Genomic DNA, 256 nt, shown 5'->3' on the forward strand with positions numbered 1-256 from the left:
TTAGCAATATTTTTTGAAAGGTGTAAAATGAAAAATGAATTGGATGTTTTTAAAAAGCACTTGGGTGAAATACAAGGCGTAAGTGAGTTTAAAGCTACACAAATTTGCTCACAAATAAATGATGCAAATGATTTTATCGGTGCTCTGCAAATACTTGATTTAACGCTTAAAAAAATTGAAAAAAGTATCACAGAAAGACTTGATGAACAAAACGATGATTTACAGAAAAGAACCTTAGATGCAACAAGTTCTCAAC

1 protein-coding gene is annotated in these 256 nt (G+C 30.1%); it reads left to right on the plus strand.

Going from position 1 to position 256, the window contains the following annotated elements; all coding sequences use genetic code 11:
* Window positions 1–27: 27 nt before the first annotated feature.
* A partial coding sequence (locus ELQ09_RS08205) for a flagellar FLiS export co-chaperone (protein ID WP_243834168.1) occupies window positions 28–256 on the plus strand: 229 nt, incomplete at its 3' end.

Origin of the sequence: Campylobacter sp. CH186 (assembly GCF_004378925.1) — a bacterium.
Classification (GTDB): domain Bacteria; phylum Campylobacterota; class Campylobacteria; order Campylobacterales; family Campylobacteraceae; genus Campylobacter_D; species Campylobacter_D jejuni.